The sequence below is a fragment of the Comamonas testosteroni TK102 genome (genome assembly GCF_000739375.1).
Taxonomy (GTDB): Bacteria; Pseudomonadota; Gammaproteobacteria; order Burkholderiales; family Burkholderiaceae_C; genus Comamonas; species Comamonas brasiliensis.
On record NZ_CP006704.1, the window covers coordinates 5840433 to 5862317 of the forward strand.

Consider the following 21885-nt stretch of genomic DNA (forward strand, 5'->3'; position numbering starts at 1 on the left):
CATGATGAACATGCCCTTTTTGATTGACGGGTGTCACGCGCCTGGGGCGCCTGCATTCAAGGTGCGCCAAGCCCCAAACACCTCATTCAAGCCACGGCGGCATTCTCGTCACTGGGATCATCCACGCCGCGCACGCTTTCCCGCAGATTCTTGTCCTTGAGCTTGCCCAGATCGGTTTCCACCGCACGTTTGAGCTTTTCAATCGCGGCGCTGAAGGCTTCCTTGACCTTTTCGGCTTCCGCGTTCACTGCGATGGGAGGACGTCCTGTGGCCCGGGTCTCGAGAACACAGCGTTTGCCTGGGCCGCCCGTGGTCTTCAGGGCATCAACGCCCGTGAGAAAGACCTCCACACGCACCACATACTCCTTCAGGCGGGCCAGCTTGGCATTGATCTCCTCCTGCGCCCATTGAGCCAGAGACTCTCCACCCTGGATGGAATCGTCGGCATGAACCTGTACTTGCATGCAAATCCTCCTAGTCACCAAATGCCGCAACCGCTGCGGCGAAATCTGTAGGGGTGCCCTAAAGGCAGGCGAAAACATCGTAACGCCAGAACCTTGTTCTGCCCATCAGGGCTTTTTACGCCAGCCATGGACAGGGGCTTTGACCATTGTGGAGGCAGCTTCGCAGCGATTTGAAAGAGATAGCAACAAGGGTATGTTCGGCGAGCTTTGCCCTTGCGCCAGAGCAAGAAATCCTGGTCCGTGACTTGCAAAAAGTAGGCGTTTTTACGCCTTGGGTCGTCAGTTACTGCCAGCCTTCGATTCAGGTTCGGTCACAAAGCCGATCCGCGTCAGACCTGCCACGTGGGCCCATCCCATTACCTGCACCACGCGACCATAGGGCACGCTGGTGTCTGCGCGCAGCTGCACCTCGGCCTGAGGATTGCGGCGTCCCAGCTCCTCGAGTTGCTGCTGCACTGCAACATCATCCGCCACGACTCCCCGAATCCAGATTTCGCCGGCAGGGCTGACCTCGACCATCAAGGCATCGCTCTTGCTCACCGCGGGCGGCTTCACTGCTGCCTGCGCCTTGGGCAGTTGCACGCGCAAGCTGGCGGCCAGCATGGGGGCGGCCAGAATGAAGATCACCACCAGCACCAGCATCACATCGACCAGTGGCGTGACGTTGATAGTGTTGATCGGGGTTTGTGCCCCCTCACGGTGGCTCATGCGACCGAATGCCATGGCGCTGCCCCTCAGGAAGCCTGCGCCCCGAACTGGGCATGCAGGTCATGGGCAAACCCTTCCAGGACAGCCTCCAGCTGGCTGGCCGAGCGGCCCAGCAGGTTATAGGCCAGCACGGCCGGCAAGGCGACGGCCAGGCCGGCAGCCGTCATGACCAGGGCTTCACCCACGGGCCCGGCGAGCTGGGCGATGTCGACCTGACCACTGCCCGCCAGCGTGCCCAGCGCATGATGAATGCCCCATACCGTGCCCAGCAGGCCCACAAACGGCGCTGTCGCGCCGATGGTGGCCAGCAAGGTCTGCCCCCATTGCAACTGGGTCGATGCCTGGCCCAGGGCCTCGCGCAGCCTGCGCATCAGGCGCTGGTCCGGTGCAGCGCGCTGCTCCAGAGAGCCTTGATCGGCACCGCTGCCCTGCTCCACGGCCACAGCCATGGGCTGCACCAGACCTTGCCTGTCGCGCGCCCTGACCTGCGCCAGTGCCTGGGTCAGATCAGGCATCTGCCAGAACGCGGCCACGGCCTGCGGCACGCTGCGGCGGGCTGCCGCCATGAACCAGAGCTTGTAGAGAATGACCACCCAGCTGAGCACGGACATCAGCAGCATCAGGGCCGCCGTGGCCCATGTGACCGCATCGCCCTCTGCCAGCCATTGCCACATTCCTGCAGACATCTCTCACCTCGCTCCCAGAAACAGCAAGGGGCCGTCACGGCCCCTTTGCAAATTGCGCGATCAGCGCAGCTTCAGCACATCGTACATATCGTACTGGCCGGTCTTCTTGTCGGCCAGGTAGGCCACGGCACGCAGGCTGCCATTGGCATAGCCGGCACGGCTGCTGGACTTGTGCGAAATCTCGATGCGCTCGCCGGTACCGGCAAACAGCACGGTGTGATCGCCCACGATATCGCCGCCGCGCACGGTGGCAAAGCCAATGCTGTCGGCCTTGCGTTCGCCGGTGTGGCCGAAGCGCTCATACACGGCGCGGTCGGCCAGCTTGGTGCCCTGGGCTTCGGCAATCACTTCGCCCATCTTCAGGGCCGTTCCAGAAGGTGCATCGACCTTGTGCTTGTGGTGCGCTTCGACGATTTCGATGTCGTAGCCGCCTTGCTGCAAGGCCTTGGCGGCCATCTCCAGCAGCTTGAAGGTCACGTTCACGCCCACGCTCATATTGGGGGCAAAAACGATGGAGGTCTTCTGGGCAAACTCGGCGATCTGCGCCTTTTGCTCTTCCGAGAAGCCGGTGGTGCCGATGACCACACCCACGCCCAGATCGGCCGCCACGGCCAGATGCTCCAGCGTGCCTTCGGGGCGCGTGAAGTCGATCAGGCAGTCGGCCTTGGACAGGGCCTCGCGCACATCGCTTTCGATCTTCAGGCCGCTGGGTCTGCCCAGAAAGGCCGAGGGATCGGTCCCGATGGCAGGGCTGTCCGCACGGTCCAGCGCCGCAGCCAGCACGCAGTCGCTGCTGTTCAGAATCGCTTCGATCAGCATATGGCCCATGCGGCCGGAGGCTCCCGCCACGGCAACGCGCTGGGGAGTGGAGGAATGGGTGGTGGATGCGGTCATGGCGCTATCACTCGGTCAAATGAACAGACGGCAGGAGTGCATCCGGGCCGTCATAAAAAGAGAGCATCCACCGCTTTGTACAAGCGGGGAACAGCCTGTTTTGTGCTTAACGCGATTCCAGCGGTGGATAGCTGGCGGCAGCAGGCGGCAGATTGGCCGCAGCCTGCTCGGCTTCGCTGTTGGTGCGGGCAGGATATTTGGCCAGCTGGGCTTCGCTGGCTTCCAGCTGCGGAACCTTGGGCGTGCCCTTCATGCCCTTGAGGCTGGCCACGAAGTCGGACTCGGAAGGCATCTCGTCACCTTCGGCGCGGGCAAAGACATCGCCATTGAAGAAGACGGTGAGCTTGCGGATCTGCGACTCCACGCCTGGGCGATTGATGGTGAACACGTATTCCCAGCGATCGCCGTGGAAGACGCTGGTCACGAGGGGTGTGCCCAGAATGTCGCGAATCTGCTGACGGCTCATGCCGGGCTGCAAGGCCTCGACCTGCTCCTTGGACACGAAGTTGCCCTGCACGACATCGACCTTGTAGGGAGTGACGGCATTGGCGACACGGTGCGCGGCACCGTCGATACTGTTGCAGCCGGCCAGTGCCGCTGCGATTGCCAACGTCAGGGCCAGACCTGCGCGGCTACGGGCTTGAACATGCATGGGTAATGGCATAGGGATATGATCGGGTTCATTGTAGCGGCAGGCCCCGGAGGCACTTGGAGATTCCCTTTATCCCCGTGTAAAGCTTCTTCCAACCAGTGATTCCAGCCTTCCATGTGCCCGTAGTCCACCAAGAGATACCGACATGAAAAATATTGATGAACTCAAAAGCACGGGCCTCAAAGCCACTTTGCCGCGTCTGAAGATCCTGGAAATCTTCCAGAAGGGCGCCCAGCGCCACATGACGGCCGAAGACGTGTTCCGCGTGCTGCTGGACGAGCGCTCGGATATTGGCCTGGCCACCGTTTACCGCGTGCTGACCCAGTTCGAGCAGGCCGGCATCCTGATCCGCAGCAACTTCGAAAGCGGCAAGGCCGTCTATGAGCTCAACGAAGGCCAGCACCACGACCACTTCGTCTGCACCAGCTGCGGCAAGGTCGAGGAGTTCTATGACGCCGAGATCGAGAAGCGCCAGAACCTGATCGCCAAGGAAAAGGGCTGGGTGATTCAGGATCACTCCATGGCACTCTATGGCCAGTGCGCCGAGTGCGCCACACGCGCCGCCAAGTAGGGACGCGAGCGTGAATCCCGGGGCAAGACATGCAGATGTCTTGCCCTTTTTACATTTGGAGAGAACTTCTTTACATAGCTCCACCAGGCCTCAAACCAATATCGGGCCGGACTGCTTATGCTGCAGTCATTCCCGCGTTCGAGGAGACCTGATCCATGCGGCTGCTGCACTTTTCACCTACCAGGACCCTGCTCTGTCTGGCTGCCGTCGCCCTGGCCGCGTGCGCCCCGCTGTCGCCGTCATCAGGCCGCGCCAGTCCGGAGGTATTGCAGGTGCTCAGCAGCAGCTCCTTGCCCGACAAGACCAGCGCGCTGCAAAGCCAGCAATGGCTGGACCGGGTCACCTGGGGGGCAACCGACCATGATGCCGCCCAGTTGCAGCAGCAAGGCCTCAAGCGCTGGCTGGCCGCTCAGTTCAGCCCCTCCTCAGCGCCCATGCCGGCCGAGGTGCAGCAGCACATCGATGCCTTGAGCATCACTCAGAAGTCCATGGCGCAAATCCAGCGTGAGGTTGCCAAGCACACTTTAGCTATCCGCAACAGCCAGGATTCCGAGGAAGCCGCCAAACTGCGCAGCAAACTGCAACGCCAGCTCAATCAGCTGGGCGGCGAAGCCCAGAAACGCCAGATCTGGCGCGCGCTCTACTCGCCCAACCAGTTGCAGGAGCAAATGACCTGGTTCTGGATGAACCATTTCAATGTGAGCAGGCGCAAAAAAGAAGCTCGTCTATGGATTGGAGACTATGAGGAACAGGCCATTCGCCCCCATGCGCTGGGCAAGTTCCGCGAGCTGCTGGCCGCCAGCATGCGTCATCCGGCCATGCTGCTGTATCTGGACAACGCCAGCAATGCCGCCGGCCGCATCAACGAGAACTACGCGCGTGAACTGCTGGAGCTGCACACCATGGGCGTGGGCAGCGGCTACACCCAGGCCGATGTGCAAGCCATGGCCCATGTGCTGACCGGTGTGGGCTTCAGCACCAGGGAGGCCGATGCTCCGCCGCCCAAGCTGCGCCCCGAACGCCAGGGGGACTATGTGCGCCATGGCTTCTTCGAATTCAACCCCAACCGCCACGACTACACACCCCAGGTCTTACTAGGCAGGCCGCTGGAAAAAAGCGGCCTGGCCCAGGTCAACGAGGCGATAGACCGCATAGCGGCTTCGCCAGTCACCGCAAAGTTCATAGCGCGCAAGCTGTCGGTCTATTTTCTGGGAGACAACCCGGCCCCGGCCGTGGTCGACCACGCGGCACTGGCCTTCGAGCGCAGCCATGGTGATATTGCCGTCACGCTGGCGACCCTGCTGAGCGACCCGCAGGCTCAGCAATTCGGCCAACGCTTCAAGGACCCGGTCCACTATGTGCTGGGTGCCACACGCCTGGCCTATGACCAGCGCGTGGCCAGCGATGTGTCCCCGGTACAGAACTGGCTGAACCAGCTGGGACAGCCGCTGTACGGCCACGAAACGCCGGATGGCTACCCCCTGGCCCAGTCGGGTTGGTCCAGCTCCGGCCAGATGAATGCCCGCTTCGATGTGGCCAGACAGATCGGCAGCCGGGGTGCCCTGCTGTTTCGCAGCGGCCCCCAGCAGCCCCTGGAAAAGCCACCTTATCCCGAACTCGGCAAACGCAGCAGTGTCCAGGCTCGCGTGCAGGCGCTTGGTGCAGCCACACGCACCGCGCTGGCCCAGGCCAGGAACCCGGCGGACTGGAACAGCTTTTTCCTCTCCGCCCCCGAAATGATGTACCGCTAAGGATGGCAGCCATGCATAGACGTCAATTTCTCAGCCTCGGCGCGGCCCTGCCGCTGGTCTGTCATCTGGGCCAAGGCCTGGCCACACCCTTGCAGAGCAGCTCGCCGCGCTTTCTGCTGATCTTCCTGCGCGGCGCCTACGACTGCAACAGCCTGCTGGTGCCTACTCATAGCGACTTCTACTATCAGGCCAGGCCCGGCATCGCCATAGCGCGCCCGGGATCGGCCGACGGCGCACTGGCCCTGAACCCTCAATGGGGGCTGCATCCTGCATTGCAAAGCACTCTGCTGCCTTTGTATGAGCAGGGCCAGGCCTGCTTTGTGCCATTTGCGGGCAGCAACGACCTCTCCCGCAGCCATTTCGAAACCCAGGACTCGATCGAGCTGGGACAGCCACAAGAGGGTGGCAAGAGCTTTCAGAGCGGCTTTTTGAACCGGCTGACCCGGGTGCTGCAAGCCGACAGCCAGCGCCGGACCAGTCTCAGCCCCATGGCGTTTACTGCCCAGTTGCCGCTATGTCTGCGCGGCAGCGCCCAGGTGGCAAACATGGCGCTGGCCTCCGTACGCAAGACGGCCGTGGACGAGCAGCGCAGCCAGATCATTGCCTCCATGTACCAGGGCTCGGCCTTGGAAGTCCCGGTGCGCGAAGGCTTTGCGGTACAGCGTGCCGTGCAGCGCAGCGTGCAGGAGGAAATGGACCAGGCCGGGCGCAATGCCATCAGCGCCAAGGGTTTCAGCCTGGTAGCCCAGCGCATGGCCCACCTGATGCGCGAGCAGTTCGACCTGGGCTTTGTCGATATCGGAGGCTGGGACACCCATGTCAACCAGGGAGCCGCCAGTGGCAATCTGGCCAACCGGCTCAGCGATCTGAGCCAGGGCCTGGCGACGTTCGCCGGATCCATGGGAGCCGAGGCTTGGCGCCATACGGTGGTGGCGGTGATCAGCGAGTTCGGCCGCACTTTCCGCGAAAACGGCAACAAGGGCACAGACCACGGCCATGGCACGGCTTACTGGTTTCTCGGCGGCGGCCTGTCTGCCCAGGCCGGCGGCAAGGTGCTGGGCGAGCAGATCGAAGTGACCGAAAAAGCGTTGTTCCAGAACCGCGACTACCCCGTACTCAACGAATACCGCTCCCTGCTGGGCGGCCTGTTCGCGCGCATGTACGGCCTGAACGCATCGCAGCTGCAGCAGATCTTTCCGGCCTCGCAGCCCGGCAGGCTGCAGCTGGTCTAGAACGACTCGCCGCTCTCCATGGCGCGGCGGTGGCGCATCACGAACTCCTGGTAGGTGTCGATGCCGCGCAGCTGCAGGATGGCATTGCGCACCGCAGCTTCCACCAGCACGGCGATGTTTCGGCCTGCCACCACCTGAATCACCACCTTGCGCACGGGCACGCCCAGCACGTCCTGGGTCAGCGGCTCGGCGGGCAGGCGCTCGTATTCGCGCTCCATGGTTTCCTTGCGCACCAGATGCACGATGAGCTTGAGGCGCATCTTGCGGCGCACCGCCGTCTCGCCAAAGATGGCGCGAATATCGAGCAGGCCGATGCCGCGCACCTCGAGCAGGTTCTGCAGCAGCTCGGGGCATTTGCCTTCGACCGTGGTCTGGTTGATGCGGTACAGATCCACCGCATCGTCGGCCACCAGGCCATTGCCGCGTGTGACCAGCTCCAGCCCCAGCTCGCTCTTGCCCAGGCCCGATTCGCCCGTGATCAGCACGCCCATGCCCAGGATATCCATGAACACGCCGTGCATGGTGATGCGATCGGCGAAATGCTTGGACAGATAGGCACGCAGCACGTCGATGACGAAGGCCGACTGCTCCTTGGTGGAGAACAGCGGGATGTGCGCGCGCTCGCACATGGAGATCAGTTCGTCGGGCGCGTCCTGGCCATCGGCCAGCACCAGCACCGGCGGCTCCAGCGTGACGATGCGGGCGATGCGGCGCAGGCAGTCCTGTGAGGTGGCATTGGTCAGGTAGGCGATTTCACGCTCGCCCAGCACCTGCAACCGGTAGGGGTGGATGTAGTTGAGGTAGCCCACCAGATCGGCGCCCGAGCGGGCCGAGCGCACGGCCATTTCGTCGAAGCGGCGCTCGGAAGCACCCAGCCCCGCTATCCACTGCCAGCGCAGGCTGGAGTTGCGAAATGCCTCGAACAATACGTCGGCACTGATGGCGCTGGGTCTCATGGCAAGGCCCTGTCAGTCAAAAAGAAGCCAGAACTCAGGCCTGGGAGGTGATGGAGGACTGCCAGCTGTCGATCATGCCGTGCAGCTGCTGCGCATCGGTGGAGGACTTCAGGCGCTCGCGCAACTGGCTGTCGCTGAGCAGCTCGGCGATCTCGGACAGGATTTCCAGATGCTTTTGCGTCGCCGCTTCGGGCACCAGCAGGAAAATCAGCAGGCCGACCGGCTGCTCGTCGGGCGCATCGAAGCCGATCGGGCTGGCCAGCTGGAACACTGCCGCCATGGGAGCCGTCAGGCCCTTGATGCGGCCATGGGGAATGGCAACTCCATGCCCCAGACCGGTAGAGCCCAGGCGTTCGCGTGCGAACAGGCTATCGGTGATCAGGGCACGAGACAGACCATGCAAGCTCTCAAAGAGCAAACCCGCTTCCTCGAAAGCGCGTTTCTTGCTGGTGACATCAACGCTCACAAGCACTTGAGCGGCGGGAAGGATAGAAGCTAGGCGATTCATGGTGTGATCAACAATTATGCACCGCAGCGCTGAAAACCGTGGGGAAACCCTGATCACCATCAAAAACCGCCCCGTAGGGCGGCACTTTTAGCGTTGTAACAAGGCGACAGCCCTGCAACAAACCGGCGCAAACGCTGGGCTTGCGCCTCGCTTTCATCAACCTGACACCTGCACCAGCTGCAAGCCGCCGGAATCCAGTCGCTTGGCTGTGGCACGCGGGCCTTGTTGACGAGTCTTGTAGCGCATCACCACACGGTCGAGTTTGTCGGCCAGGGCGTCCACGGCGGCATAGAGGTCGAAATGCTGCGTCTCCACGAACAAGTCTTGCCCTTTCACGCGTACGGTGCAACCGGCGCGCTGTCGTTTGTCTTTTTCCTTTTGCTTGTGGACTGTGAGCAGCACCTTCACGTCCACGACCTGATCGAAGTGCCTGAGAATGCGTTCCAGCTTGGCCATGACATAGCTGCGCAGCGAGGGAGTGACCTCCAGGTGATGCCCGCTAATCGTCAAATTCATAACAAAACACTCCTTAGCTCTCGGTGAAATCACTGCGGTTTCACAGCACCTGATGGCTGTGCCGCAGCCTGGCAGTTCGGAATGCGCATTCGTCTTTGCTGTGAATCCACTATGCGCCCGCCCCACGCCAAAGGCAACGAAATGACCGGGATAGCGCAGGCTCGCCAGGGGCCTTGTTTGACGGTTTGATGACAGCCGGTTTTGACGCCACAATGAGTGGCTTTGGCCCGCATGCAAAGGATACGCCTGCATGCCCCAGGGCCTCGATCGCGGCAGGCGCGCGCTGGCAAAGACCGTGACCGTCCAAACCCCTGCCTGCGCCATTAAAATCGCGTTTTTACGCAGCCGCCTCTCGGGCCTGCGACGCTGGCAGCCCCTTGGGCTTTCAGGCGCCTGCTGACCGACTGCACGCCTGAATTGCCTGACAGCCCCTATCTCGACCATGACCACCCAGCCCTCCGCCCTGCATACCTCCAACATTGCCTCGCTGCCCCTGCTCGCGCGCGGCAAGGTCCGCGACAACTACGCCGTGGGCGATGACCGCATCCTGATGGTGGCCTCGGACCGCCTGTCCGCCTTTGACGTGATCATGGGCGAGCCCATTCCCGGCAAGGGCGTGCTGCTGACGCAGATGGCGCTGTTCTGGTTCGACAAACTGGGCCATATCTGTCCCAACCACCTGACCGGCGAAGCGCCCGAATCCGTGGTCAAGCCCGAGGAAGTCAAGCAGGTCGAAGGCCGCTCCATGCTGGTCAAGCGCCTGAAGCCCGTGCTGATCGAAGCCGTGGTGCGCGGCTATCTGGCCGGCAGCGGCTGGAAGGAATACCAGGAATCGCAATCGGTCTGCGGCGTGAAGCTGCCTGCCGGCCTGACCAATGCCGCCAAGCTGCCCGAGCCCATCTACACCCCCGCGGCCAAGGCCGAAATGGGTGACCACGACGAAAACATCACCTACGAGCGCACCGTGGAAATGGTGGGCGAGCAACTCGCTGCCCAGATCCGCGACACCGCCATCCGCATCTACAAGGAAGCGGCCGAGATCGCGCTGACCAAGGGCATGATCATTGCCGACACCAAGTTCGAGTTCGGCCTGACCGAAGACGGCACCCTGGTGCTGATGGACGAGGTGCTGACCCCCGACAGCTCGCGCTACTGGCCCGTGGAAGGCTACGAGGACGCGCTGGCCAAGGGCGAGAACCCTCCCAGCTACGACAAGCAGTTCGTGCGCGACTGGCTGGAGCAGGCGCAGGTCAACGGCAAGGCCTGGGACAAGAAGGCTCCCGCGCCCCGCCTGCCCAAGGAAGTGATCGACAGGACGGCGGCCAAGTACCGCGAAGCGCTGGATCGCCTGACCGCCTGAGCGATCAGCCCCAAGCAAACAAAAGGCCCCCGGACAAAAATCCGGGGGCCTTTTGTTTTGATAGCTGCTTGCGCTTTCAGGCAAAGGATTTCAGCTAGAAATAATGCTGAAATCCTTTATTTGCATACGCTTGCAGCTATGTTTTTTAGTGGTGATGACCGTGGCCGCCGTGCACGTGCTTGTGGGCAATTTCTTCTTCGGAGGCCTCACGCACCTCGTTGACCACCGCGCTGAAGCGCAGCGCGAAGCCGGCCAGAGGGTGGTTGCCGTCCAGCAGCACCACGGGGCCCTTGATCTTCACCACGTTGTAGATCTGGGGCAGGCCCTGGTCATTTGTGCCGCGCAGCTGGCCGCCCACCTTCACGCCCGCAGGGAATTCACCCTTGGGAATGGTGCGCTTGAGGCTTTCGTCGCGCTCGCCGAAGGCGTCTGCCACGGCCAGGTCCACGGTCACGGCATCGCCTTTTTGCTTGCCGTCCAGAGCGGCTTCGACCTTGGCGAAGATGTTGTCATAGCCGCCGTGCAGATAGGCCACATCGCCCTTGTCCAGCAGTTTGACGGCCACGCCGCCCGCGAGCAGCTCGTGAATCTTGTAGTTGATGGTGACGGCAGTGTCTTTGGTGATGTTCATGACGATGGATTTCGAGTGGGGCGGTGCCTGAACCCGAGTCAGGCACCGCGCAAAGCTGCCATTGTCGGCGACTCGGGCTATTCCAGCGTCACGCCCGTGGCCTTAACCACGCCGCGCCATTTGTCCACGTCGGCACGGATCTGCTGCGCAAAGACCTCGGGCCTGCTGGCCACGGGCTCGGCGCCCAGGCTGCGTAGCTGCCGTGTCACCTCGGGGTCGCGCACGGCCTGGGCGACTGCGGTCTGCAGCGTGTCGAGCACCGCCTTGGGCGTTCCCGCCGGCGCCAGCAGGCCGAACCAGCCCGAGACCTCGTAGCCGGGCACGCTTTCGGCGACGGTGGGAATGTCTGCCGCCCCGGGCCAGCGCTGCGGCGTGGTCACGGCCAGCGCCCGCAGCTTGCCGCTGCGCACGAAGGCGATGGTGGACGGCAGGTTGTCGAAGCCGGCCTGTATCTGCCCGCCCATGAGATCGGTGAGCATGGGCGATGCGCCCTTGTAAGGCACATGGGTCATGTCCACGCCGGCCATCATCTTGAGCAGCTCGGCGCTCATGTGCGGAGAGCCGCCAGGGCTGGTCGAGCCGAAGTTGATCTGCCCGGGCCTGGCCTTGGCCAGCGCCAGCAACTCGCCCAGGGTGCGCGCGGGGACGCTGGGATGGACCACGATGATGTTCGGCGTGCTCGCCACCACGGTGACGGGCGCGAAGTCCTTGACGGCGTCATAGGGCAGGTTCTTCTGCAGCGCCGAATTGATGCCGTGCGAGCTGGCCGTTCCCATGACCAGCGTGTAGCCGTCAGCGGCGGCCTGGGCCACGGCCACCGAGCCTATGGCACCACTGGCGCCGGCCCGGTTTTCGACGACGAAGGGCTGGCGCAGCCGCTCGGACAGCTGGGCCGCCGCCAGCCGCGCGATGATGTCCGTGGTGCCTCCTGCCGGATAGGGCACGATGATGCGCACGGGCTTGGCGGGGTAGGCCGGGGCCTGCGCGAAGGCCACGGCCGTGCAGGCCGCCATGGCCAGCGCGGCAGCCAGGGCGCGAAACAGATGCGAGGTCATTGCGGTGTCTCCTGGTGGTGTTTTATGGAATATGCGGCGGATGCCCGTACTGGATGTCGGTGCCGGCTCAGCCCGGCGCACGGCGGCGCAGCAGCGGCACCAGCGCAGCGGGCACGAGCAGCTCGAAGCCCAGGATGGCTGCCGACAACGCCTTGCCGTAGTTGTCCACCGACAGGCTGCGCGAGACGCCGCCGCCCAGTGCACCGTGCGCCACGAAGTTCAGCGCGTGCAGGTTATCGGCCTCGTAGCGCAGCACCTCGCCGGTGATGGCCGGGCCATGAAAGGCCTTGAAGCGTTCGGCGCTCAGCTGCTGCTTGAGCAGCGCATAGAGCTCGGGCTCGTAGGCAAACACGGCGATGTTAGAAGTATTGCCCTTGTCGCCCGAGCGCGTATGCGCCACCTGCTCCAGCGGCACCCGGATGTCCTGGTTCATGTCCTGCATGCTTTGCTCCCCTGCTCAGCTCGTGAAGTAGTCGATATGCGCCGTCACCTGCTCGCGCGGCACCAGAGCGGACCACACGCCTATCACCTCGCGCGTGCGCTCCTGGTGCGGCACGCGCTTGCCGGTGTGGGCAATCCCCGAGACCGCCATGCCGTCCACTTCGCGCCCCACCTTGACGGCCTCCTCGCGCGACCGGGTGCGTGCCGCCACGCGCACGGCCACTTCATAGGGCTCGGGCACATCCACTGGCGTGGCAGCGCCATGCACGGCGTTCAGACCCAGGAAGTCGATGCGCACTTCCTCGGCATCGAGCTTCACGATGCGCAATCGCTCCTCCAGGATGCGCCGGGCCAGCTGGGCACGGCGCAGCGCGCCGGGGCCGGCATAGAAGAACATGTCCTCGCCGATGAAGCCCTCGGTGCACCCCATGGAAACCTTGAGCGTGGGTGTGCGCGGCTTGCCCGTAAGACCCGTCACGCGCACGCGGTCCGGCGCCAGCTGCTCGATGTGGGCCTGCGTGAAGTCGACCACCACATCGGGCGTGATGTAGTTCGCCGGGTCGTGCACCTCGTAGAGCATCTGCTCCTTGACGGTCTGCAGGCTGATCATGCCGCCCGTGCCTTCCACCTTGGACAGGGTCACGCCGCCTTCGGCATCGACCTCGGCGATGGGAAAGGCCAGGTTCCAGGGCTCGGGCACGTCCTTGAGGCCCGGGTCTGCAAAATATCCCCCGGTGACCTGGGCCCCGCACTCCATCAGATGGCCTATCGCGCTGCCGGCTCCCACGCGCTCGTGGTCCAGCAGGTCCCAGCCGAACTCATGCACCATGGGAGCCAGGAACAGCGAAGGGTCGGCGACGCGGCCCGTGACCACGATCTGCGCACCTTCCGCCAGAGCGTCAACGATGGGAGCGGCACCGAGATAGGCTTCGGCCGAGATCAGCGAGTGGGCAATGCTCTGCGTGGGGGCACCGGTCTCCAGGATGGTGGGGGCCAGCGACAGCACGCGGTCAGTGATCAGACTGCCGCCCACGGCCGCCACCTTGACGCCGGTGATGTCCAGCTCGCGCAACAGCTCGACGATGCGCCGGGCCGCACCCTGCGGATTGATCCACCCCTGGTTGGAGATGATGCGCGTGCCCTGGCGCATGCAGGCAGGCAGCACGGCGCGCATGCGGTCGTCGAGATAGGTGTCGTAGCCCGGGAAGGAGGGGTCCCGTCGGATCCTGACCTGTGCGGCGCAGACCGTGGCCTCGGCCATGGTCTCGAAGCACAGGTAGTCGAGCCGGCCACGCTCGGCATTGAGGGCGGCGGGCTCGATCCGGTCGCCCCACCAGGCGGCTCCCGCGCCTATGCGCAGGATCTTGCTGTCATTCATTGCGCTTGTCTCCGTTGTTCCCCCAGACCCGGGGGCTGGAGCCATTCTGTACAGTCGTTTTTGAAGAGACAACGCATGCGCGCGCACAGCGCATGTGAATCAATTTCACAGGGGGCGAAGACCTTAGATGGACCAGTTCGGCGAGATGACGGTATTCCTGCGCGTGATCGAGGAAGGTAGTTTTTCCGGTGCCGGCAGAAGGCTTGGGCTGTCGCCTTCGGCGGTGAGCAAGCTCATCGCGCGCCTGGAGGCACGCCTTGGCGTGCGACTGTTCGAACGGATTGCCGCAGCCATACGCCTGACCCAGGAAGGCGAGCGCTTTCGCATCGCCAGCCAGCGCGTGGTGCAGGCCATGGAGCAGGCAGAGGCCTGTGTGCGCGTGACCGATGCCGAAATCTCGGGCACGGTGCGCATCCATACGGCGCTGACCACGGCCAAATACCTGGTGGCACCGCGCCTGCACCTGCTGCTGGACCGGCACCCACGCCTGCACCTGGACTTCGTCCTCGGCACGGAGCGCGGCGACTTCGTGCGTCAGGGCATAGACGTCGCCATCCACAGCGGCAGGCCTACGGAGCAGACGCTGATCGGCCGCCCGCTGATGCTCAGGCCCTGGGTGATAGCCGCGTCGCCGCAGTACCTCCAGCGTTTCGGCCACCCCGAGCAGCCCGAGGATCTGCTGCAGCACCGCTGCCTGAACTTCACCATACGCACGCAGTGGAACCGCTGGACCTTCCATGAGGAAGGCGGACTCAAGACCATAGACATTCCCAGCCACATCGGCGCCAACCAGGGTGAGCTGTTGCGCAGCCTGGCGTTGCTGGGCCACGGCGTGGTGCGGCTGGCGCACTTCCATATCGCCGCCGACCTGGAGCGCGGAACCCTGGTGCCGCTGCTGCCGCAGTTCCAGGAACGCAGCGAGGACGACCGCTTCTACCTGCTGTATCCACGCGGCAGATCCCTGGCGCCGCGCGTGCGCGCCGTGGTGGACTTTCTCGCAGGGGAGTTCGGCTGAGCGGGCGTCACGCCAGGCATTGCCGCGCGCAGTCGAGCAGGCTGCGCGCCCAGCGCGCGCGCGCCGAGGTATTGAGCCACAGCAGGCCGACCTTGCGTGCGTCCGGGGCGCGGTCGCCGGTGCCGCCAGACCCGTTGCCCGCTCCTGGCAGCGCCAGCGCGCACACCTCGCGCCCCTGGGCAAGCACGCTGCCAATGTCGGGCACCAGGCCTACGCCCAGGCCCTGGTCGACCATCATGGCCACGGCCAGTACCGAGTTGAGCTCCATGCGCTCCACAGGGACTATGCCCTGGGCCTTGAGGTAGCGGTCGGCCAGGCGCCCGCCGGCCAGCGCACGGTCATAGCGCACCAGGGGACGGCTGCGCAGCAACTCCAGCGGGTCCTGACGCGCGTCCTCGCGGCGGCACAGCACGACCAGGGGTTCCTCGCGCAGTTCGGCCCAGCAGACGGTCTTGGGCAGGTCGAAGGAGGGCTTGAGGCAGATCAGTACGTCGAGCTCGGACTGCACCAGGGCGGTGTACAGCTCGGGCGTGAGCCCGGCACGCACGCTGATGCGCACCTGCTCATGGCGGGCCACGAAGGCCTGCAGGACGGCAGGCAGAAAACCGTGCAGGGCCGTGTTCACCGTGCCCAGGCGCAGCTCGCCGCCGTCGGCGTCGCCCAGCACCCATTCGCGCAGGCCGTCGAAGTCCTGCAGCAGCCGCTGCCCGCGCTCGAACAGGCGCTCGCCGGCTGCAGTGGCACGCACGCTGCGGCCATGGCGCACCAGCAAGGGGGCACCCAGCGCAGCTTCAAGCACGCGCATCTGCTGGGCGATGGCCGAGGGACTGAGGTCGAGCTGGCGCGCGGCTTCGGACATGGAGCCGGTCTGCACGACGCGCAAGAAATTGTGTATGTACTTGACATCCATCTCACACATTTTCTTCAAACAAATGCCAGCCGCAAGCCCTGTTTTCGAGAGCGTGCCTGGACCACACTGCGGACAACGAACTGACAAGGAGACAGAAAATGCGTGAGTCCGATTTCCTCAGCCGCCGCCGGTGGCTGTCCACCGCAGCGGCCGGCCTGGGCGCTGCCGCCCTGCCCGCCTTCGCCCAGCGTCGCAGCACGCGCATCGTCGTGCCTTTTGCGCCCGGCGGCGGCAACGATGTGCTGGCGCGGCAGATGGCGTACGGCCTCAACGACTCCCTGGGCTACGGCATGATCGTGGAGAACAAGGCCGGCGCGGGCGGCAATCTGGGCACGGAGATGGTGGTTCGCGCTCCCGCCGACGGCAGTATCTTCCTGCTCGGCCATACGGGAACGGTGTCCATCAATCCCTCGCTCTACCCGGGCCTCAAGTTCAATGCCTCCACCGATCTGCAGCCGGTGGCCATGTTCGCCTCCTCGGCCTTGCTGCTGGTGGTGCCGGCCGCGTCGCCCGCCCGGAACGTGGCCCAACTGGCCGAGCTGCTGCGCCGCCGCAGCGGCGAGCTCAACTACGCGTCCAGCGGCTCGGGCACGGGCGGCCACCTCACGGGCGAGATGTTCGCCCATGCCCTGGGCGCCAAGGCCATCCACGTGCCGTACAAGGGCACCGCACCATCGCTGACCGATCTGGTCGGCGGCAATGTGGACTTCAGCTTCGGCGTGATCCCGGCAGCCATGGCCCTGGTCAAGGCCGGCAAGCTGCGCGCCCTGGCAGTGACCGGGGCCAAGCGCCAGCCCCAGCTGCCCGACGTACCCACGGTGGCCGAGTCCGGCGTGCCGGCCCTGGCGGATTTCGAGAGCTCGCTGACCTATGGCGTGCTGGCCCCCAAGGGCACGACGCAGGAGACCGTCGCCACGCTGGGACGCGACATCCTCAAGGTGGCGGCCTCCAGCAGCTTCCAGTCCCGCCTGGAGGTGGAAGGGGCCGTGCCGCTGCTGGGCGACAGCAGGCAGTACGCAGCCCGCATCCGCGAGGAAAGCAGCAAGTGGGCGGCGGTGATCAAGGCATCGGGAGCCACGGCCTGAGGCCGGCGCGAACATCATGACTCTGGTGAACGACTATCTGGGCCCGGCCGGCGGTGGCGCCTGGTTTTCCGATGCGCAGTGGCTGCAGGCACTGCTTCGCTTCGAGTCCGGCCTGGCCCGGGCACAAGCCGATTGCGGACTGATTCCGGAGCCTGCGGCCCAGGCCATTGCCAGCGCCTGCGAGCAGGCCCCCCTGGACCGCGACCGCATTGCAGAACAGGCACGCGCCAGCGGTGCGCTGGGCCTGGCCCTGGTCAAGCCGCTGCAACAGTGGCTGCAGGCGCATGGCCCCCAGGGCCTGCCCTGGCTGCACTGGGGCGCGACCACGCAGGATGCCGTGGACACGGCCAGCGCCCTGCTCACGCAGCAGGCGCTGCAGGCCCTGCTGGCCGAGTTGCAGGCCCTGGTCGACGCATTGCTGAATCTGGCCGCTCGGCATGCTGCCACGCCCATGCTGGCGCGCAGCCTGCTGCAGCCCGCGCAGATCACGAGCTTCGGCCTCAAATGCGCACAGTCGGCCGCTGCCCTGCAACGCAGCATCGACCAGCTCTCGCAGCTGGCGCCCCGGGCCTTGTGCGTGCAGCTGGGCGGCGCCGTGGGCAATGGCGCGACCCTGGGCACGCACAGGCTGGCGGTGGAGCAGGCGCTGGCGCAGCACCTGGGCCTGGAGGCCTGCGGCCACAGCTGGCATACGCAGCGCGACAGCTGGATGCGCCTGGCCATGGAAGTGGCCGTGTGCTGCGGCAGCCTGTCCAAGCTCGCGCGCGACTGGTCGCTGATGTCGCAGTATGAGGTCGCAGAGATCAGCGAGGCAGCGCGCGGCAGCACTTCCAGCGCCATGCCGCACAAGCGCAATCCCGTGCACTGCATGCAGGCCGTGGCCCAGACCCAGGCCGTACCGCCGCTGGCCGCCCTGCTGCTGGGCTGCATGGCCCAGGCCCATGAGCGCGCGCTGGGTGAATGGCAGGCGGAAGTCGCCCACTGGCCCGAGCTGTGGCGCCACGCTCATGGCGCGGCCGCTGCACTGCGCCAGGCCGCGCAGACGCTGCAGGTCCACCCGCAGCGCATGCTGGCGCATGTGGCCGGTCTGCGGGGCCTGGTATTTTCGGAAGCCTGCGTGCATGCCCTGGCGCCCTTCACCGGCAAACATGAAGCCCTGGCCGCCGTGGAGCAGCTCGCCCCCCTGGCGCTGGAGCAGCAGCGCGAGCTGCAGGAGCTGCTCATGCAATGGGCTGCCAGCCGCACCGCACCCGAACTCCCCCCCGAACAACTGCCAGCGCTGCGCCGCGCGTTGTCCCAGGCCTGCGACCCGCAGCAGGCCGTACAGGCTTCGCAGCGCGAATGCCTGGCCCTTCTGGCCAGCCGTTCGCCAACCCCAATGGAAGAAAGCCCTGCCCATGCAGAACAAGACCAACCCTGCCTCTGAAGCCGCCGACAGCCTGCAGCGCGGCCTGGCCAATCGCCGCCGCGTGCTGGGCAATGCCTGGGTGGACCGGTCCGTGGAGAGCGCGAATGTGCTCAATGTGGAGTTCCAGCGCATGATCACCGCCTATGCCTGGGACGGCATCTGGAGCCGCCCGGGCCTGGAGCGCCGAACGCGCCGCATCATGGTGCTGGCCATCACGGCGGCCATGGGGCGCTGGGAGGAGTTCGAGCTGCACATACGCACGGGACTGCAGGCCGACCCGGCCGACAGCGAGGCCGCGCCGCTGGACCTGGACACCATCCGCGAGGTGCTGTTGCAGACCGCCGTCTATGCCGGCGTGCCTGCGGGCAACACGGGCATGGCGGTCACGCTCAAGGTGCTCGGGGAACTGGGGCGCATGCCGGAGGCCGCGAGCTTCGCCCCCTGAGCCTGGTCTTATCGGGCCAGTGGCGGCTGCTCGTCGATGTCCGAGCCCGGGTAGCGTGCAAAGCGGCGGTTCTCGGCGCCATGTACCGGGTCGTTGTCCTTCCAGGGCCAGCCGCCGAACTGGGTTCGGCGATAGTCCTGCATGGCCTGCATGATCTCCTCCTGCGTGTTCATCACAAAGGGGCCGTACTGCGCCACCTTCTCGCCAATCGGCTTGCCCTGCAGCAGCAGCAGCTCTGCGCTGATATCGCCGGTGTTGACCAGCTCCAGATCGCTCTGCGCATCGACATGCATGGCCAGATGTCCGTTCACGGCTTCGCCACCCACAGTCATGCTCTTGCCCACAAAGAAGTAGAGCATGCGATGGGTTTCAGGGCCTGTGGCCCTGGGCATGGTCCAGCGGGCGCCGGGCTCGAGCTCCAGCGTCCAGATGGCCACGTCGCTGTTGGCCTGGGAGGCCCAGGACTCGGGCGGTGGCGGCAAGGCCGGGTCCGCACCGTCCAGGGCTCCCGCCACCACGGTGACGGTGGTTTTGCGGCCCGCCGCATCGCTGAAGCTCAGGCGCGGAATCTGCTCGTTCCAGAACATGGTGAAGTGGGGCTCCACCATCTTGTTCCTCGCAGGCAGGTTCAGCCAGATCTGGAAAAGCTCCAGCGGATTGGGCTGGTCGCTGCTCAGCAGCGGAAACATCTCCGAGTGCTGGATGCCCTTGCCGGCCGTGAGCCACTGCACATCGCCGCCGCCGAAGCGCGCTGCCGCACCCAGCGAGTCCGCATGGTCGATGCGGCCCTTGCGCACCAGGGTCACGGTCTCGAAGCCGCGATGCGGGTGGCCCGGGAAGCCCGGAATCGGCTCGCCGTGGTACATCGAAAAGCCATTCCGCGCGCTGAAGTCGCTGCCCATCTCGCGGCCCTCGAACTCCACGGCCTGCACGCCCATCTTGCCGTTGCTGGCCGGATAGCTGTCATCGTGGTGAGCACAGAACAGAAACGGATCCAGGCAGGGCCAGCGCGGCCCCAGCGGGGCGCTTTCCAGAATGGGGGGGCGATTCGTGGTCATGGAATTCTCCTCTTGAGAGGCCGCTGCCAGCTGCAGTGCCTGAAGTCTCGAAGATAAGGCCGGCCCACGGGCTTGAAAGACATCACCGCTGGGACAGTACTTGCCGCTTTTGCAACAACGGCCAGCCTGTCTGCCCGTGCCGGCGCTCAGCCGCGCTGCGGAACGTTCAGCCCTTTTTGCGTCGCCGGGCGGGCCACGAAAGCCTTGAGCACGCGCTGCAGCTCGGGAAACTCGCTCCAGCCCACCAGCTCGGCGGCGTTGTAGCCGTTCTCGTCGACCATATTGCGCACCCAGGGCCAGATGGCGATGTCGGCAATCGTAATCTGCTCACCCATGATCCACTCGCGGCCCTGCATGCGCTGTTCCAGCACGCCCAGCAGACGTTTGGATTCGTTGATATAGCGGTCACGCGGGCGCTTGTCCTCGAAGTCCTTGCCCGCGAACTTGTGGAAGAAGCCGACCTGACCGAACATGGGCCCCACGCCGCCCATCTGGAACATCAGCCACTGCAGCGTCTCGTAGCGCGCTGCAGGGTCTGCGGGCAGAAGCGGGCTGCCGCTCTTGTCGGCCAGATAGATCAGGATGGCCGCCGACTCGAACAGCGCCAGCGGCTTTGCGCCCGGGCCCTGCGGGTCGATGATGGCGGGAATCTTGTTGTTGGGGAAAGTGCCGACAAACTCTGGTGTGAGCTGGTCATTGGTCTGGAAGCTGACCAGATGCGCCTCGTAGGGCAGCTGCATTTCCTCCAGCGCAATCGATACCTTCACGCCGTTGGGGGTGGGCAGCGAGTACAGCTGGATGCGCTCGGGGTGCTGCGCGGGCCATTTGCGGGTCACGGAAAAATCGGCGAGGACTTGGGGTTGCGTCATGGGTTTCCTTCGGAGCGTGTTGGCAATCTCTGCGGCCCCGCAAGGGGCTGTCGGCGTGGCCTGGCAAGCCACGACACAGAGCTCCCGAGCATCCTAACGGTTGTCATGCGGCCTTGCAGGCAGCGCTGTCGATGGCTGGGAGGCCAGATGCGGGTACGCAGATTCCCTCATCGAAGACGGCGCTTCAGCGGGTGATATTGAGTGTTTACAAGAACTGAACACGGAGATATGACATGCATCAGCTTCCAGGCAGGCCCGATTCTTTTTTCACCGGCGCAAAGACGCCTGCTTGCGCTTTGCTGAGCCGGCGGCAAGTGCTGGGCCTGGGCGCTACCGCGCTGGCTGCAGGGCTGATGCTGGCCAGTGGTGCGACCGCTGCCGCAGGCTTTCCGGAGCGCGCCGTGACGGTCGTCGTGCCGTATTCGCCGGCCGGAGGCGTGGACATCGTGACCAGGCTGGTCACCACGCCCATGGCGGAGTTTCTGGGTCAGTCCATCGTGGTGGAAAACAAGCCCGGAGGCGGCACGAATATCGGCATGGCGACAGTGGCACGCTCCGCGCCCAATGGCTATACGCTGCTGACGGCCTCGAACACGCTGACCACCAACAAGGCGCTGTACTCCAAGCTCAGCTTCGACCCCGCGACCGACCTGGTTCCGGTGGGGCGCATCGGCGAGGCCCCGCTGGTGGTCGTGGTCAACGCCAAGTCACCGTACAAAAGCCTGGCCGAACTGATTGCAGCGGGCAAGGCCAAGCCCGGCGCCCTGTCCTATGGCACGGCAGGCGTGGGCAGTTCGGGCCATATGGCGAGTGCCTTGCTGGAAACAGCCGGGCAGTTCAAGGGCGTCCATATTCCCTACAAGGGTGGCTCCACCGCCGTGACGGATCTGCTGGGCGGACGTCTGGACTTCATGGCGATCAATCCGCTGGAAGTCGCGGGTCATGTGAACAGCGGCAACCTGCGCGCACTGGCGGTGCTCAACAAGAATGGCTCGCGCCTGCTGCCCCAGGTGCCTACCGCGCGTTCCCTGGGTGTGGATGTACAGGCCACCGTATGGTGGGGCCTGGTAGCCCCCAAGGGAACGCCCGAGGCCGTGATCCAGACGCTGAACGCTGCACTCAACAAGGCGCTGACCACGCCTGCGGTCACCCAGACGCTGGCTGACATGGGTGCCACGCCCCTGGGAGGAACCCCGGTTCAGTTCGGCAGCTTCATCCAGGCCGAAACCCGGGAACTCGGCGACGTCATCCGAGCCGCCGATATTCGCGCGGACTGATGCCGGCGAAGGCCG

24 protein-coding genes are annotated in these 21885 nt (G+C 64.9%); 9 read left to right on the forward strand and 15 right to left on the reverse strand.

Annotated elements, in window-relative coordinates; all coding sequences use genetic code 11:
• Window positions 1–86: 86 nt before the first annotated feature.
• The 5 genes from O987_RS26495 to O987_RS26515 all read right to left on the reverse strand — a co-directional run bounded on the left by O987_RS26495 (window position 87) and on the right by O987_RS26515 (window position 3404).
• The gene (locus O987_RS26495) at window positions 87–464 is read right to left on the reverse strand and encodes an HPF/RaiA family ribosome-associated protein (RefSeq protein WP_003060358.1); all 378 of its coding nucleotides are present in this window, start codon (window positions 462–464) and stop codon (window positions 87–89) included.
• A 279-nt stretch (window positions 465–743) separates the two neighbouring features.
• A complete protein-coding gene (locus tag O987_RS26500; RefSeq protein ID WP_043375771.1) occupies window positions 744–1187 on the reverse strand; it encodes an ExbD/TolR family protein in 444 nt (147 codons plus the stop codon).
• 11 nt (window positions 1188–1198) lie between these two features.
• Window positions 1199–1858, reverse strand: a complete 660-nt coding sequence (locus O987_RS26505) for a MotA/TolQ/ExbB proton channel family protein (protein WP_019044162.1) — start codon at window positions 1856–1858, stop codon at window positions 1199–1201.
• A gap of 60 nt (window positions 1859–1918) precedes the next feature.
• On the reverse strand, window positions 1919–2752 hold the full coding sequence (dapB, locus tag O987_RS26510; RefSeq protein ID WP_003060352.1) for a 4-hydroxy-tetrahydrodipicolinate reductase: 834 nt from the start codon (window positions 2750–2752) through the stop codon (window positions 1919–1921).
• A gap of 106 nt (window positions 2753–2858) precedes the next feature.
• Entirely contained in the window at window positions 2859–3404 is a 546-nt protein-coding gene (locus tag O987_RS26515) for an outer membrane protein assembly factor BamE (protein ID WP_043375773.1), read from the reverse strand.
• A 145-nt stretch (window positions 3405–3549) separates the two neighbouring features.
• Between O987_RS26515 and fur the strand changes: the two genes are divergently transcribed.
• The 3 genes from fur to O987_RS26530 all read left to right on the forward strand — a co-directional run bounded on the left by fur (window position 3550) and on the right by O987_RS26530 (window position 6958).
• A complete protein-coding gene (gene fur, locus O987_RS26520) occupies window positions 3550–3975 on the forward strand; it encodes a ferric iron uptake transcriptional regulator (protein WP_003060349.1) in 426 nt (141 codons plus the stop codon).
• 155 nt (window positions 3976–4130) lie between these two features.
• Window positions 4131–5726 carry a DUF1800 domain-containing protein gene (locus tag O987_RS26525; protein ID WP_043375775.1) on the forward strand — a complete coding sequence of 532 codons (1596 nt, stop codon included), beginning with the start codon at window positions 4131–4133 and terminating at the stop codon, window positions 5724–5726.
• An 11-nt stretch (window positions 5727–5737) separates the two neighbouring features.
• Window positions 5738–6958 carry a DUF1501 domain-containing protein gene (locus tag O987_RS26530; protein ID WP_043377059.1) on the forward strand — a complete coding sequence of 407 codons (1221 nt, stop codon included), beginning with the start codon at window positions 5738–5740 and terminating at the stop codon, window positions 6956–6958.
• Here O987_RS26530 and hprK read toward each other — a convergent pair.
• The 3 genes from hprK to hpf form a co-directional block, all read right to left on the reverse strand.
• Window positions 6955–7914, reverse strand: coding sequence for an HPr(Ser) kinase/phosphatase (gene hprK, locus O987_RS26535; protein WP_003060345.1), 960 nt, complete (start codon window positions 7912–7914; stop codon window positions 6955–6957). The genes O987_RS26530 and hprK overlap by 4 nt on opposite strands.
• A gap of 34 nt (window positions 7915–7948) precedes the next feature.
• A complete protein-coding gene (locus O987_RS26540) occupies window positions 7949–8422 on the reverse strand; it encodes a PTS sugar transporter subunit IIA (RefSeq protein ID WP_003060344.1) in 474 nt (157 codons plus the stop codon).
• A 156-nt stretch (window positions 8423–8578) separates the two neighbouring features.
• Window positions 8579–8938: a ribosome hibernation-promoting factor, HPF/YfiA family gene (gene hpf / locus O987_RS26545; protein WP_003060342.1), complete on the reverse strand. Its 360-nt coding sequence runs from the start codon at window positions 8936–8938 to the stop codon at window positions 8579–8581.
• A gap of 442 nt (window positions 8939–9380) precedes the next feature.
• On the opposite strand from hpf, the gene O987_RS26550 reads away from it, so the two are divergent.
• Window positions 9381–10298 carry a phosphoribosylaminoimidazolesuccinocarboxamide synthase gene (locus O987_RS26550; protein ID WP_003067010.1) on the forward strand — a complete coding sequence of 306 codons (918 nt, stop codon included), beginning with the start codon at window positions 9381–9383 and terminating at the stop codon, window positions 10296–10298.
• A gap of 145 nt (window positions 10299–10443) precedes the next feature.
• On the opposite strand, the gene O987_RS26555 is transcribed toward O987_RS26550, so the two are convergent.
• The 4 genes from O987_RS26555 to O987_RS26570 all read right to left on the reverse strand — a co-directional run bounded on the left by O987_RS26555 (window position 10444) and on the right by O987_RS26570 (window position 13803).
• The gene (locus tag O987_RS26555; RefSeq protein WP_019044168.1) at window positions 10444–10929 is read right to left on the reverse strand and encodes an FKBP-type peptidyl-prolyl cis-trans isomerase; all 486 of its coding nucleotides are present in this window, start codon (window positions 10927–10929) and stop codon (window positions 10444–10446) included.
• Between the two features lie 77 nt (window positions 10930–11006).
• Entirely contained in the window at window positions 11007–11984 is a 978-nt protein-coding gene (locus O987_RS26560; protein WP_043375778.1) for a Bug family tripartite tricarboxylate transporter substrate binding protein, read from the reverse strand.
• 67 nt (window positions 11985–12051) lie between these two features.
• Window positions 12052–12426, reverse strand: coding sequence for a hypothetical protein (locus tag O987_RS26565; RefSeq protein ID WP_019044170.1), 375 nt, complete (start codon window positions 12424–12426; stop codon window positions 12052–12054).
• Window positions 12427–12441: 15 nt separating this feature from the next.
• Window positions 12442–13803, reverse strand: a complete 1362-nt coding sequence (locus O987_RS26570) for an acyclic terpene utilization AtuA family protein (RefSeq protein ID WP_003060332.1) — start codon at window positions 13801–13803, stop codon at window positions 12442–12444.
• A gap of 127 nt (window positions 13804–13930) precedes the next feature.
• Here O987_RS26570 and O987_RS26575 point away from each other — a divergent pair, with 127 nt between their 5' ends.
• Window positions 13931–14818, forward strand: a complete 888-nt coding sequence (locus O987_RS26575) for a LysR family transcriptional regulator (protein ID WP_043375780.1) — start codon at window positions 13931–13933, stop codon at window positions 14816–14818.
• Between the two features lie 7 nt (window positions 14819–14825).
• Here the strand turns inward: O987_RS26575 and O987_RS26580 are convergent, their stop codons facing one another.
• Entirely contained in the window at window positions 14826–15728 is a 903-nt protein-coding gene (locus O987_RS26580; RefSeq protein WP_034400235.1) for a LysR family transcriptional regulator, read from the reverse strand.
• Window positions 15729–15826: 98 nt separating this feature from the next.
• Between O987_RS26580 and O987_RS26585 the strand changes: the two genes are divergently transcribed.
• Genes O987_RS26585 through O987_RS26595 form a run of 3 tightly spaced genes read left to right on the forward strand, consistent with a single transcriptional unit; the run spans window position 15827 to window position 18666 of the window.
• Window positions 15827–16813 (forward strand): Bug family tripartite tricarboxylate transporter substrate binding protein, encoded by a 987-nt coding sequence (locus O987_RS26585; RefSeq protein ID WP_043375782.1) that lies wholly within the window; start codon window positions 15827–15829, stop codon window positions 16811–16813.
• Between the two features lie 16 nt (window positions 16814–16829).
• Window positions 16830–18239 (forward strand): lyase family protein, encoded by a 1410-nt coding sequence (locus O987_RS26590; RefSeq protein ID WP_019044173.1) that lies wholly within the window; start codon window positions 16830–16832, stop codon window positions 18237–18239.
• The gene (locus O987_RS26595; protein ID WP_019044174.1) at window positions 18211–18666 is read left to right on the forward strand and encodes a carboxymuconolactone decarboxylase family protein; all 456 of its coding nucleotides are present in this window, start codon (window positions 18211–18213) and stop codon (window positions 18664–18666) included. The genes O987_RS26590 and O987_RS26595 overlap by 29 nt, the downstream gene beginning before the upstream one ends.
• Before the next feature lie 8 nt (window positions 18667–18674).
• Here the strand turns inward: O987_RS26595 and O987_RS26600 are convergent, their stop codons facing one another.
• Window positions 18675–19724 (reverse strand): pirin family protein, encoded by a 1050-nt coding sequence (locus O987_RS26600; protein ID WP_003060320.1) that lies wholly within the window; start codon window positions 19722–19724, stop codon window positions 18675–18677.
• A gap of 146 nt (window positions 19725–19870) precedes the next feature.
• On the reverse strand, window positions 19871–20593 hold the full coding sequence (locus O987_RS26605) for a glutathione binding-like protein (protein ID WP_003060318.1): 723 nt from the start codon (window positions 20591–20593) through the stop codon (window positions 19871–19873).
• A 233-nt stretch (window positions 20594–20826) separates the two neighbouring features.
• Here O987_RS26605 and O987_RS26610 point away from each other — a divergent pair, with 233 nt between their 5' ends.
• Window positions 20827–21870 (forward strand): Bug family tripartite tricarboxylate transporter substrate binding protein, encoded by a 1044-nt coding sequence (locus O987_RS26610; RefSeq protein WP_043375784.1) that lies wholly within the window; start codon window positions 20827–20829, stop codon window positions 21868–21870.
• The last annotated feature ends 15 nt before the right edge of the window (window positions 21871–21885 follow it).